10 protein-coding genes are annotated in these 12,378 nt (G+C 66.7%); 2 read left to right on the forward strand and 8 right to left on the reverse strand.

Features of this window, described 5'->3' with window-relative positions:
* Nucleotides 1–28 precede the first annotated feature (28 nt).
* Complete coding sequence (locus PUN71_RS00900; RefSeq protein WP_277796998.1) at nt 29–2,155, reverse strand: heavy metal translocating P-type ATPase; 2,127 nt, start codon at nt 2,153–2,155, stop codon at nt 29–31.
* 265 nt (nt 2,156–2,420) lie between these two features.
* On the opposite strand from PUN71_RS00900, the gene PUN71_RS00905 reads away from it, so the two are divergent.
* Together PUN71_RS00905 and nhaA are read left to right on the forward strand one after the other, a co-directional pair.
* Nucleotides 2,421–3,101 (forward strand): PAS and ANTAR domain-containing protein, encoded by a 681-nt coding sequence (locus tag PUN71_RS00905; protein WP_277796999.1) that lies wholly within the window; start codon nt 2,421–2,423, stop codon nt 3,099–3,101.
* 82 nt (nt 3,102–3,183) lie between these two features.
* On the forward strand, nt 3,184–4,536 hold the full coding sequence (nhaA, locus tag PUN71_RS00910; RefSeq protein ID WP_277797000.1) for a Na+/H+ antiporter NhaA: 1,353 nt from the start codon (nt 3,184–3,186) through the stop codon (nt 4,534–4,536).
* Nucleotides 4,537–4,564: 28 nt separating this feature from the next.
* Here nhaA and PUN71_RS00915 read toward each other — a convergent pair whose 3' ends face one another.
* From PUN71_RS00915 to PUN71_RS00945, 7 genes are all read right to left on the reverse strand, one after another.
* On the reverse strand, nt 4,565–4,837 hold the full coding sequence (locus PUN71_RS00915) for a hypothetical protein (RefSeq protein ID WP_043452323.1): 273 nt from the start codon (nt 4,835–4,837) through the stop codon (nt 4,565–4,567).
* Between the two features lie 195 nt (nt 4,838–5,032).
* Nucleotides 5,033–6,190 (reverse strand): ABC transporter ATP-binding protein, encoded by a 1,158-nt coding sequence (locus tag PUN71_RS00920; protein WP_277797001.1) that lies wholly within the window; start codon nt 6,188–6,190, stop codon nt 5,033–5,035.
* Complete coding sequence (locus PUN71_RS00925; RefSeq protein WP_205622246.1) at nt 6,187–7,776, reverse strand: ABC transporter permease; 1,590 nt, start codon at nt 7,774–7,776, stop codon at nt 6,187–6,189. Before PUN71_RS00925 ends, PUN71_RS00920 begins: the two co-directional genes overlap by 4 nt.
* A 4-nt stretch (nt 7,777–7,780) precedes the next feature.
* The gene (locus tag PUN71_RS00930; RefSeq protein WP_043452321.1) at nt 7,781–8,836 is read right to left on the reverse strand and encodes an iron ABC transporter substrate-binding protein; all 1,056 of its coding nucleotides are present in this window, start codon (nt 8,834–8,836) and stop codon (nt 7,781–7,783) included.
* A gap of 209 nt (nt 8,837–9,045) precedes the next feature.
* Complete coding sequence (gene ctaD / locus PUN71_RS00935) at nt 9,046–10,800, reverse strand: aa3-type cytochrome oxidase subunit I (RefSeq protein WP_502859702.1); 1,755 nt, start codon at nt 10,798–10,800, stop codon at nt 9,046–9,048.
* A gap of 13 nt (nt 10,801–10,813) precedes the next feature.
* Nucleotides 10,814–11,701: an aa3-type cytochrome oxidase subunit II gene (gene ctaC, locus PUN71_RS00940; protein ID WP_043452319.1), complete on the reverse strand. Its 888-nt coding sequence runs from the start codon at nt 11,699–11,701 to the stop codon at nt 10,814–10,816.
* A 168-nt stretch (nt 11,702–11,869) separates the two neighbouring features.
* Nucleotides 11,870–12,355, reverse strand: a complete 486-nt coding sequence (locus tag PUN71_RS00945) for a hypothetical protein (RefSeq protein ID WP_043452317.1) — start codon at nt 12,353–12,355, stop codon at nt 11,870–11,872.
* Between the last annotated feature and the right edge of the window lie 23 nt (nt 12,356–12,378).

Genomic DNA, 12,378 nt, shown 5'->3' on the forward strand with positions numbered 1-12,378 from the left:
ATTCGGGTGTGCCGATCGGTCCGGAGGATCAACGTACCGCGGACGGGTTGAGTTTCAGGCGCCGGAGGAGCTGGGCGTTCAGGGCCACCACCACCGTGGACGCGGACATCAGCACAGCCCCGGCCGCGGGCGAGAGGACCACCCCGGCGAAGGCCAGGACGCCGGCGGCCAAGGGTACGGACAGGATGTTGTAGCCGGTGGCCCAGACCAGGTTCTGCCACATCTTCCGGTAACTCGCCCGGGACAGGTCCACCATGGACAGCACGGCGCGGGGATCATTCCCGGCCAGCACCACGCCGGCGGATTCCACCGCGACGTCCGTTCCGGCGCCGATGGCGATGCCCACCTCGGCGCGGGCCAGCGCGGGGGAGTCGTTGACGCCGTCGCCCACCATGGCCACCTTCAGCCCGCGGCCCTGCAGCTCGGCCACTTTCTTGTCCTTGTCCGCGGGCAGGACCTCGGCGAACACCTCGTCGATGTCCAGGTCCGCGGCCACTGCCTGCGCCACCTGGTGCGCGTCGCCGGTGACCATCGCCACCTTGATGCCGCGCCGCTGCAGGGCTGCAACCGCCTGCCGGGACTCAGGCCGCATGGCGTCCTCCATGCTCACGGCACCAAGGATCCTGCCGCCGTCGACCACGTGCAGCACGGCTGCCCCGCGGTTCATCCACGCCCGGGTGCTGGCGGCCAAAGCGGCGGGTTCGACGGCGCCAAGCTCACGCAGGAGCGCCGGCCCGCCCACGTGCACCGTCCGTCCATCCACCGTGGCCTGGACGCCACGGCCTGTCAGGGAGGTGAAGCCGGTGGCATGCGGCAGTGCCAGGTTCCGTGCCGTGGCGGCGCGGACGATGGCCCGCGCCACCGGATGTTCGCTGTCTGATTCCACGGCGGCGGCCAGGGCCAGCACGGCGTCGGCGTCGGCACCGTCAGCAACGGCGATGTCTTTCAGCTCCGGTTCCCCGGTGGTCAGGGTGCCGGTCTTATCGAACAGGACCACGTCGATGGTGCGCATGCGTTCCAGTGCCATCCGGTTCTTGATCAGCACCCCGGCCCTGGCTGCCTGTTCGGTGGAGATGGCGATCACCAGCGGGATGGCCAGCCCGAGGGCGTGCGGGCAGGCGATCACCAGCACGGTGACAGTCCGGGTTACGGCGTCGGGAACGCTTCCCAGCAGCGTCCAGGCGATAAAGGTCAGTACGCCGGCGCCGGCAGCAAAGTAGAACAGGAAAGCCGCTGCACGGTCGGCAAGTGCCTGGGCGCGGGACGATGAAGCCTGTGCTTCCTCCACCAGCCGCTGGATCCCGGCCAGGGCGGTCTGGTCGCCCACGGCCGTGACCCGCACGCGCACGCTGCTGTCGGTTGCCACGGTCCCGGCCACCACCGGATCGCCGGCGCCCCGCGCCACGGTTTTGGATTCACCCGTGATCATGGACTCGTCGAACTCGGCCTGCCCGTCCACCACGTTCCCGTCGGCGGGCATGCGGGCGCCGGGCCGGACCAGGACCATGTCCCCGGGACTGAGTGCAGACACCGGGACGGTTTCGGTGCCGCTTTCGGTGATGCGCTCAGCCTCGTCCGGGAGCAGCGCGGCGAGGGCGTCAAGGGCGCCCTGTGCGGACCCGAGGGCGCGCATCTCGATCCAGTGGCCCAGCAGCATGATGGCCACCAGCAGCGCCAGCTCCCACCAGAAGTCCAGGTCGAAACCGCCGATCCCCAGGCTGGTGACCCAGGACGCGGCAAAGGCCACCGTGATGGCCATCCCGATCAGCAGCATCATTCCCGGGGCGCGGTCCTTGAGCTCCTGCAGTCCGCCCTTGAGGAAGGGCTGGCCACCGTACAGGAAGATGACGGTGCCCAGAACCGGCGGAATCCATGCGGAACCGGGGAACTCCGGCGGCATGTAGCCCAGCAGGTGGGCCATCATGGGGCTGAAGTAGACCACGGGGAGGGACAGGGCAAGGGTGAGCCAGAACCTGTTCTTGAACATGGCGGTACTGTGCCCGGCGTGCTGGCCGTGGGTGTGGACCATATGGTCGTCTTCGGCATGGCCGCCGTGGGGGCCGTGTCCGGCGGCGTGTGCCGGCGGCTGGGTGAGCGTCCCGCCGCCGGGCCGGCTCTGGTCGGGGTCCTGATGATGGTGGTTCCCGGTGTTCATGTCAGTTCCAATCCGTTGGGATTATTCGGCGCTGGGGTTGAACGGCTGTGAAGGCGGTGGAAGCACCGGCCGGGACATACCACTTCACTGACAACACTGCCAATATACCCCTAGGGGGTATCAAGGTCAAGAGCACTATGCCATGCCGGGCCAGAGGTCCATAGGGCCTCCCGCACTACCTTCTGATTCCGCGGACGGCCATACTTAAATGAGCGAGGACAACGCCGGCCCGCGGGGGGCCGGGCGGTCCAGGGGAGGTAGTCCGGTGACGGAGCTCAACGACTTGTACACGTATTCCAGTGTGCTCGGGGACAGCGAAAACGACGCCGGGACGTTCAGGGTGGATCTTGGCCCCGAAGGCCCGGCCCTGCAGTGGTCCGATGGCATGTTCCGGCTCCACGGCTACCAGCGCGGCGAGGTGGTTCCCAGCCTGGAACTGATCTTTGCCCACAAGCACCCGGAGGACCGGGAACGGTGTGAGGAAATCGTGGCGCAGGTGTCCCGCAACGGCGGATTCTTCTGTATGTACCACCGGATCGTCGACGCCCGGGGCAAGACCCGGCGGGTGCTCACCGCGGGGGAGGGATTCCTGGACGGCAACGGGGCGGTCATTGCGCTGGAGGGCGTGACAGTGGACCTGAGCCGGACCCTGCAGCGTGAAACCGAACAGGCCGCGCGGGATGCCGTGGCAGGGGCTACGGCCACCCGGACCGTGATCGACCAGGCCCGCGGCATCCTCATGGGCCAGCTGAAACTCGGCTCCGACGAGGCCTTCCGGATGCTGGTCAGCACCAGCAGCCACCGGAACGTCAAGCTGGTGGTGGTCGCCGCGGAACTGGTGCAGCTGGCCAACTCGCCGGAGGCGCGGACCTACCTGGACCGGGCCGTCCGCGCCATTCAGCTGAACAGCCGGCCGGACCGGGCCGGAGGCAGGCGTGTGGGTTAAGCCCTTCCCGTAGGATGGAGGGAGGTGCGCCGGGAAGTCTGGTCGGCATGGCTTTGTCGAACCCGGATTTAAGGACGCCTGGATGAACTCCACCCCGCCCACCCCCCGCAGGAACACGTTTTTTGGTTCCACCGTTTTCTCCCGGGGCAGCTATGCCGAGGCCCTGCGCATCGGGGAAATCCTCCGCAAGGAAACCGTTGGCGGCGCGCTCCTGGTCATCGCCGCCGTCATCGCCCTCGTCTGGGCCAACTCCCCTGCATCGGAGAGCTACTTTGCCCTCCGCGACTTCAAGGTTGGCTACGAACCGTGGCACCTTGACCTGAGCCTGGGCGCCTGGGCGGCAGATGGACTGCTGGCCATTTTCTTCTTCCTGGTGGGCCTGGAACTTAAACGTGAGTTCGTGGCCGGCGACCTCCGCCAGATCAGTAAATCAATCGTTCCCGTAGCCGCCGCCGTAGGTGGCGTCGCCGTCCCGGCGGTGATGTACGCCGTCGTCAATCTCGCCTCGCCCGAGACGCTGCGCGGCTGGGCCATTCCGACGGCAACCGACATTGCGTTTGCCGTGGCGGTCCTGGCGATCATCGGATCCCACCTGCCCAGCGCCCTGCGGATCTTCCTGCTGACCCTGGCGGTGGTGGATGACCTGATCGCCATCACCATCATCGCGTTCTTCTATTCCAGCGACATCCAGCCGGTGCCGCTGCTCCTGGCGCTCATCCCGCTCGCCGTCTACGCCGTCCTGGCCCACAAGTACCGCCGGTTCTTCGGCCGGCATGCCGCCGCCGCGTGGCTGATCCTGCTGCCGCTGGGGGCCGTCACCTGGGCGCTGGTGCACGCATCAGGCATCCACGCCACCGTCGCCGGCGTCCTGCTGGGCTTTGCCATTCCCGTGGTCCGCTCGCAGGCGTCCGGCGGCCCGGAGGCCGGTCCGGGGCTCGCTGAAATCTTCGAGCACCGGTTCCGGCCCATCTCGGCCGGCGTGGCCGTTCCCATCTTCGCGTTCTTCTCCGCCGGTGTGGCCGTGGGCGGCTGGGAAGGCCTGGGCAAGGCGCTGACTGACCCCGTGGCGCTCGGCATCATCCTGGGCCTGGTCCTGGGCAAGCCGATCGGCATTATGGGCACCACCTGGGTCCTGACCAAGGCCACCCGGGCAACCCTGGACAGCTCCTACAAATGGATCGACATCACAGGTGTTGCCCTGCTGGCCGGGATCGGGTTCACCGTCTCCCTGCTGGTGGCCGAGCTCAGTTTCGGCAACGGCAGCCTGCACGACGACCACGCCAAGGTGGGCATCCTGGCCGCGTCACTGCTCGCTGCCCTGCTGGCAACGGCCGTGCTGCGCACCCGGAACCGTCAGTACCGGCTGGCCGAAGAGCTCGAAAAAGTGGATTCGGACCACGACGGCGTCCCGGACGTCTACCAGGAGCGCAGCTAAGGCGCGTGAAAGCGTTGCCTGGCGGGCTTTAGGCTGTGGCGAGCGGTTTGCCCGCGGGCCCCGGTTTCACCGGTACGTCCAGTTTTACCGGCGCTTGAACCGGGGTTTCGACGTGGCGGATCTCCAGGGCCTCCGGGTCCAGCAGCTTGCGGGTGCCGGTCCGGGCGTCCAGGATCCAGAAGAGTTCAAGGGCCGGGACGACGTCGGTCACCCGGCCTTTGTGGAAGAGCCTGCCCCGGTGCCACGCCTCGATTTCGTCCCCGATGCGGAGCTGGGCCGTACGTATTCCTTGTGCCTCCATAATGGGCTGCCTCCTGCTGTTGTATCCCCGTAAGCACAGCTTGCCGTGGACAGGTTGCCGGAGTGTTTCCGCGCGGTGTTTTTTCTGTGTCACCCGGTGGCGGGCTGTCAGTCAGAAGCTTGTTCGCGTATCCGTGTCCTGAAGGTTCGGACGTGCGGACAAGCTTCTGATTCGTCGCAGGACAGCGCGGGGCTGTCAGTCCTCCACGGGGAACGCGACCGCTTCGCCCACAACCCGCAGGCACAGCTCCATGCCGGGCCGGGCGATCGAGGCGTTCCAGTGCCGGATGGTGATCACTTCGCCGCCGCCGGGGTAGCGGTGGTCGGCGTGCCCGGCCACTTCCTCGGGCACGTTCAGTTTCAGCCGGACAGTGGTTTCCGGGCCGAAGTAGTCCGTGTCCACCACAACGCCCCGGATGGGACCGTCCTCGGCGATGCGGATCTGTTCCGGCCGGAGCATGAGCTGCACCCGTCCCTGGGCCGGGGGCCGGCGGACCGGGATGCCGCCCAGCGAGCAGGTGGCCAGCGACCCTTCCAGCCACGCGTCCAGGATGACGGCATCGCCAAGGAATTCGGCGGTGGCCCGGTCTGCGGGGCGGGTGTACACCACGAACGGGTTGCCGATCTGGGCGAGCTTGCCGCCGCGCATCACGGCCACCTGGTCAGCGAAGGACAGGGCCTCGGCCTGGTCGTGCGTGACCAGGATGGTGGTGACCCCGGCTTCGGCCAGGACCTTGGCCACGGCGCGCCGGGTGGCCACGCGAAGGCCGGCATCCAGCGCGGAGAAGGGTTCGTCCAGGAGCATGAGCTCCGGTTCGCGTGCCAACGCGCGGGCCAGGGCAACACGTTGCTGCTGGCCCCCGGAAAGCTGGTGCGGCCGGCGCTTGGCCATGGATGCGTCCAGGGAGACCATTTCCAAGAGTTCCGCCACGCGGGCCGCGACGGCACGGCGGCCACCCTCACGTTTGGCCGGATTGAGGCCGAAGGCGACATTCTGGCCCACGGTCAGGTGCGGGAACAGGGCGCCATCCTGGGCCACATACCCGATCTGCCGTTTGTGGGCCGGCAGCCAGGCGCCCTCACCGGCCACCAGGGTTCCGTTCAGGGAAATGCTCCCGGTGTCCGGGTGTTCAAATCCGGCAATCAGGCGCAGCAGTGTGGTCTTGCCGGAGCCGGACGGGCCCACAATGGCGGTGGTACCGCCCTTGGCCACGGACAGGTTGACGCCCTTCAGGACCGCCTGTGATCCGAAGTTCTTGGTGACGTCCGTGATCTGCAGGTGGCTGTTGGTGGTTGCCGCCACGGAAGGGGCCACCCGGGGCTCGGGCAGCCGGCGGGTCGATGGTGCTGTCACTGTCCGGCTACTTTCTTGGACTGTTGGAAGAGGAGATAGGTCATGGGCGCGGACAGCAGGATCATCAGCAGGGCGTAGGGTGCGGCGCCCGCGTAATCAATCTCGCTGCTCTTGCTCCAAAACTCGGTGGCCAGGGTTTTGGTGCCGTTGGGGGACAGGAGCAAGGTGGCGGTCAGTTCGTTGGCGATGGCCAGGAACACCAGGGCCGCTCCGCCGGCCGCTGCGGGTGCGGTGAGCCGCAGGGTGACGCGGATGAAGGCCACCAGCGGGGGCTTGCCCAGGGCCTGCGCTGCCTCATCCAGTTCCTTGGGGGCCTGCGCCAGGCCGGCCCGGAGGTTCACCAGTGCCCGGGGGAGGAACAGCAGCACGTACGCGGCCACCAGCACCCCTGCCGTCTGGTAGATCCCGGGCATCACGCGGATGCTGACCGTGACGAACGCCAGCGCCACCACGATCCCCGGCATGGAACTGGTGACGTAGTTGGACAGTTCCAGGGACTTGCTGAACCAGCCGGGCTTCCGGACCGCAAGGTACGCCATGGGGAAGGCGACCACCACTGTGGCCGCGGCTCCGACGAGCCCGTACCAGAACGTGGCCAGCAGGGCCGGAAGGAACTCGGACGCCGTCCAGATGTCTGCCCCGCCGGCCACGATCCACTTCAGCACGTAGTACAGCGGGAGGCCGAACGCCAGCGCGGTGAGCGCCAGCAGGAAGAGCTGGGCGGGAACCTGGTAGGCGTGCAGCGGCAGTCGCAGCGCCCTGGCCTGCACCCCGGAACCAATCCGGGCGTAGCGGGCGGTACCACGGCTGCGGACCTCCGCCACCAGCAGGAGCAGGCAGAAGAACACCAGCACGCTGGCCAGCATGTTCCCGGCCGCCCCGTTAAAGGTGGACCGGTACTGGGTCATGATCGCGGTGGTGAAGGTATCGAACCGGATCATGGCGAAGGCACCGTATTCGGCCAGCAGGTGCAGCCCCACCAGCAGGGCGCCGCCCGTCAGGGCAATCCGGAGCTGTGGGAGCACCACCCGGAAGAAGGCCCGCCAGGCGCCCAGCCCCAGCGCGGCGGCAGACTGCTCAATGGCCGGGTCCAGCCGGCTCAGGGTGGCGGCCGCCGGAATGTATACCAGCGGGAAGTAGGACAGGGTGGAAATCAGGATTCCCGAACCCAGGCCGCCCAGCGACGGCACGGCCGAAACCCAGGCATAGCTGTTGACGAATGCGGGGACGGCCAGCGGTGCGGCCAGCAGCACGGCCCAGACCCGGTGGCCGCGAAGCTTCGTCCGCTCCACCAGCCAGGCCCCTGCCACGCCCAGCAGCAGGCACAGCGGGATGGTGGCAGCCATCAGGAGCAGGGTGTTCACCAGCAGTTCGCCCACGCGGGGCCGCATGATGAGGGCGACGGCGGTATCCCACCCGGTCGCCACCGTCATGTAGGCCACGTACCCCAGCGGGACGAGGGAGAAGAGGGCAATCAGCACCGCCAGCGCGGACACCGCGGAAACGCCGAAAGGCGGGCGGGGGCTGTTGCCCCTGCCCGCCGTCGTCGTGCTCCGCTTGGCGGGAGCCGATAGATCGGTGGTCACGGAATTAGAGGAGTCCGGCCTGGGTCATCAGGTCGGAGACCTTCTGGGAGTTGAGCTTCGCGGCGTCCACCTTGGGTGCCTGCAGGTCCTTGATGGGGACCAGCTTGTCATTAGCCGGCACGTCGGAGCCGATGGCGTATTCGAAGGAGGTTCCGTTCTTCAGGACTTCCTGCCCCTTCTTGCCGGTAATGAACTTCAGGAATGCCTGCGCCGCGTCCGCGTTCTTGGAGGACTTGAGCACGCCGCCGCCGGAGACCGACAGGAACGCGCCCGGGTCCTGGTTCTTGAAGTAGTACGGGGCGACGTTCTTGGAGTTCTCGCCCGTCTTGGCCTGGTCGCCGTAGTAGTAGTAGTGGTAGATCAGCGCGGCGTCGACTTCGCCGGCGTTGACTGCCTTCATGGCGGTGCTGTTGCCCTTGTAGGCCTTGGAGTTGTCCTTCATGGCCTTGAGCCAGTCCTCGGTGGCGGACTCGCCCTTCAGCTCCAGCAGCGCGGAGACAATGGCCTGGAAGTCGGCGCCGGTGGGCGAGGCGGCCCAGCGGCCCTTCCACTCCGGGTTGGCCAGGTCAAGCATGGACTTGGGCAGCTGGTCCTCGGTGAGCTTGGTCTTGTTGTACACCAGGACGGTGGAGCGGGCGGCGATGCCCGTCCACTTGCCGGTGGACGGCGAGAATTCGGCGGGGACCTGGGCCAGGGTGTCCTTGTTGACGTCGGCGAACAGCCCGGCGTTCTCCACCTGCGTCATGGCGGGGGAGTTCTCGGTGAGGAACACGTCGGCGGGGGACGCCTGGCCTTCCTGGATGATCTGGTTGGACATCTCCGTGTCGTCACCCTGGCGCAGGGTCACCTTGATGCCGGTTTCGGCGGTGAAGGCGTCCACCCATTCCTTGGTGAGGCTTTCGTGCTGGGCGTTGTAGACGGTGATCTCGCCCGAGGCGGCACCGTTGGAAGCGGCGGAGGAGCTGTCGCCGGCGGGAGTGCCGCCGCCGCAGGCGGTCAGGCCGAGAGCTGCGGTGGCGGCGAGTGCGATGCCTGCCAGCGCGCTGTTGCGGATCTTCATTGAGGCTGCTTTCGTGGGGAAAAGTCTGCGTGAACCTAAGTCCTGATGGGCACCGGAAGACAGTGCCTATGTTCAGAAACTGTAGGGTAGGCAAACCTAAGCACCAAGCAGGAAAGCGCTTTAAGTGACGAGGTTCACATCAATTACGACACTTTGGCATGACCTAATTGCAGGGCCGCGTCCGCGGTGGGGAAGGTGCGGGCTGGCCGCTACGTGTTTGGGTTGGGGTCATGGACGTCGTGCTCGCCGATGTCCGCCGCGCCCAGGAGCCCTTCCGCCGGTGCGTCTTCGGACGGATGGACCCTGACGCTCAGCTCGGGATGGTGCAGGTCCAGGGCCGGGCGCTCCGAACGGATCCGGGGCAGGGACGTGAAGTTGTGGCGCGGCGGCGGGCAGGACGTGGCCCACTCGAGCGAGGCGCCGAAGCCCCAGGGGTCGTCCACCGTGACCTTCTTCCCGGCCCGCCAGGTGATGTAGACGTTCCAGAAGAACGGGATCAGCGAGGCGCCCAGGAGGTAGGACCCCACGGTGGAGAACTGGTTCATCCAGGTGAAGTTGTCCTCCGGCATGTAGTCCGCATACCGGCGGGGCATGCCCAGGACGCCCAGCCAGTGCTGGATCAGGAACGTGGCGTGGAAGCCCAGGAAGAGCATCCAGAAGTGGATCTTGCCCAGGCGCTCGTTGAGCATGGTCCCCGTGAACTTGGGCCACCAGAAGTAGAAGCCGGCGAACATGGCGAACACCACGGTGCCGAAAACCACGTAGTGGAAGTGCGCCACCACGAAGTAGGAGTCCGATACGTGGAAGTCCATGGGCGGCGAGGCCAGGATGATGCCCGTCAGGCCGCCAAAGAGGAAGGTGGCCAGGAACCCCATGCTCCACAGCATGGGGGTCTCGAACGTGAGTGAGCCGCCCCACATGGTGCCGATCCAGTTGAAGAACTTCACCCCAGTGGGCACTGCAATGAGCATGGTCATGAACGCGAAGAACGGCAGGAACACCGCGCCCGTGACGTACATGTGGTGCGCCCAGACCGTGACGGACAGGGCCGCAATGGCGATCGTGGCGTACACGATGCCCTTGTAGCCGAACAGGGGCTTGCGGCTGAAGACCGGGAAGATCTCCGAGACGATGCCGAAGAACGGCAGCGCGATGATGTACACCTCGGGGTGGCCGAAGAACCAGAACAGGTGCTGCCACAGGATGGCGCCCCCGTTGGCAGGATCGAAGATGTGCGCACCGAACTTCCGGTCGGCGCCCAGCGCGAACAGGGCCGCGGCCAGCGGCGGGAAGGCCATGAGCACCAGGATGGCGGTGACCAGGGTATTCCAGGTGAAGATCGGCATCCGCCACATGGTGAGCCCCGGTGCGCGCATGCAGATGATGGTGGTGATGAAGTTGACCGAGCCCAGGATGGTGCCGAAGCCGGACAGCGCCAGGCCGAAGACCCACAGGTCACCGCCGATGCCGGGGGTGAAGGTGGTGTTGGACAGCGGTGCGTAGGCGAACCAGCCGAATGCTGCGGCGCCCTGCGGGGTGATGAAGCCGGACACGGCGATGGTGGAGCCGAACAGGAAGAACCAGAAGGCCAGCGCGTTCAGCCGCGGGAACGCAACGTCCGGGGCGCCGATCTGCAGCGGCATGATTACGTTGGCGAACCCGGCGAACAGCGGGGTGGCGAACATGAGCAGCATGATGGTGCCGTGCATGGTGAACAGCTGGTTGTACTGCTCTTTGGTCTGCAGGATCTGCATGCCGGGCTCGAACAGTTCGGCACGGATCAGCAGCGCCATCACGCCGCCCGCGCAGAAGAAAATGAAGGACGCGATCAGGTACATGTACCCGATGGTCTTGTGGTCGGTGGAGGTGATCCAGTTGACCACGATGGTGCCCTTGGGCCGCCGGACCACTGCCGGCGCAGCCGTGGCCGCGGTTCCGCCCATTCTCTGCCCTGTGGTGGTCATGGCCTGCCGTCCTTTACTCTGCTGGTTCCGTGACCTGTGGTGCAGGGGCCGACAACGGCTGCCGGTCGAAGTCGGCGCCCAGGTTGCCGGTGTTTCCCTTCGCCTTCAGGTCGGCGATGTGGCTGTCATAGTCCTGCTGGCTGACCACCCGGACCTTGAAAAGCATCTCTGAGTGGTATTCGCCGCAGAGCTCGGCGCACTTGCCCATGTATTCGCCGATACGGTTTGGGGTGATGTTGATGTAGGGGTTGTACTGTTCGTGCCCCGGGTACAGGTCGCGTTTCTGCAGGAAATCGACCACCCAGAAGGAGTGCTGAACATCGCGGGACTGGAGGTGCAGCTCCACTTTCTTCCCGACGGGAAGATACAACGTGGGCAGCCGGTCCGGCGCGCCGTAGGCCCCGGTCAGGTGGGCCTGCTGGCCGGCATCCTCGTGGACCTGTTCCTTGACGTAATTGAAATCCCAGGACCACTGCTTGCCGAACACGTCAATTACGACATCAGGGTTGGGGTAGCGTTCGTCGATGGCCCGCTGCTCACGGTCGGTGAAGACGAACAGGACGCCGATAACGATCAGGGGGATGGCCAGGTAGAACACTTCCAGTGGAAGGTTGTAGCTCAGCTGTGCCGGGAATCCCACGGTGTTCTTCCGGCGCCGGTAGGCCACCACGACCCAGATCATCAGGCCCCAGGTGATGACGCCCACAACCAGCGCCGCGATCCAGGAGTTGACCCAAAGGTCCGTGATCAGCTCGGTGTTGTTGGTGGTGTCGCGGGCCCCGGGCAGGAATCCGCGGGACACTAGGTCGGAGCAGGAGGTCAGGGCCGGCAGGGCGGCGAGCACCACGGCTGCTGCGGCGACGCGCTGCAGTCTCCGGTTCTTGAACGGTTTTGTACCCATTCCTGGTCCCTCCGGCTGCTCCAGAGACCCAACTGCCTGAGCCCACCACCGGCGTCAGAGCCGACGGGTTGTGTGCCCACAGTAACGCGGGGAGGATGCTATGGGAAGGGGTTTTGGGCGGCCGGACAAGCGGGCTCCGCCGGCGGAGTGGCGGGGGTGGCCGTGGTGTTACCGGCCGGCCCAGACGGACACTGCCCCGGAGTGGCCGGTCACGATGGTTTGGTACACCAGGAAGATTCCGGCCAGGACGCCGACCACCGAGGTGGCAGGGACCAGCCAGCGGGACTCGAGGAGGCCGCGCAGGCCGCGGAAGGCGGGCCGGCGGGTGAGGAGCGACGGGAAGGCGGCGGCGATCTGCACCGCGACAGCCACCAGGAAGAGCACGGTGACGTAGCGCAGGAAGCTTCCCTGGTGGCCGTGCTCCTCGATGAGCTGTGATCTTCCCGTTGCCTTCTCCAGCTGTTCGCCGGCTTCCGCCGTGAGGACGGACAACGGAACCAGCAGCAGGGCCAGGACACCCAGCGGCCATGCCAGGAAGCGCCTGGACCGGCGGATCAAGGCGAAGGCCACCGCTGCAACCCCGGCCAGCGGGCCCAGCACCACCACGCCGTGGATCAACAGGATGTGGGCCGGAAGGCCTGCGATCTCCAGCAAGGGATACTCCGATCAGTGGTGGG

The organism is Arthrobacter sp. NQ7 (genome assembly GCF_029581595.2).
Lineage (GTDB): Bacteria > Actinomycetota > Actinomycetes > Actinomycetales > Micrococcaceae > Arthrobacter > Arthrobacter phenanthrenivorans_B.